Source organism: Vibrio sp. 10N.222.52.B7 (assembly GCF_041474275.1).
GTDB classification, from domain to species: domain Bacteria; phylum Pseudomonadota; class Gammaproteobacteria; order Enterobacterales; family Vibrionaceae; genus Vibrio; species Vibrio crassostreae_C.
Genome location: NZ_JBFRTU010000444.1, coordinates 1 through 247, shown reverse-complemented (window position 1 = coordinate 247; position 247 = coordinate 1). Strand labels below are relative to the sequence as shown.

Here is a 247-nt window from a genome sequence, read left to right as displayed (position 1 = left end):
GGTTTAAAGCTTGTTAGAATAGTATTGGCACTTGCGACACTTGGCGCTAAAAGCAAAGTAGCAAGTATAAAAGATGAACGTGACATAATCCCTCGATAATAGAAAAGTAGCTTAGGCTTGAGGTAAATGTTACATTATAACATTAGCGAATTGCAAATGAGTTCTATTCATGGATAACTTAATCCAACTAGATTCTGTGAGCGTCGAATTTGACGGTCGAAAAGTTCTAGACAACATCTCTCTAAAT

1 pseudogene is annotated in these 247 nt (G+C 36.0%); it reads left to right on the top strand.

Features of this window, described 5'->3' with window-relative positions:
* Window positions 1–169: 169 nt before the first annotated feature.
* Window positions 170–247, top strand: a pseudogene (gene znuC, locus AB4512_RS23615) (zinc ABC transporter ATP-binding protein ZnuC); the annotation flags it as partial.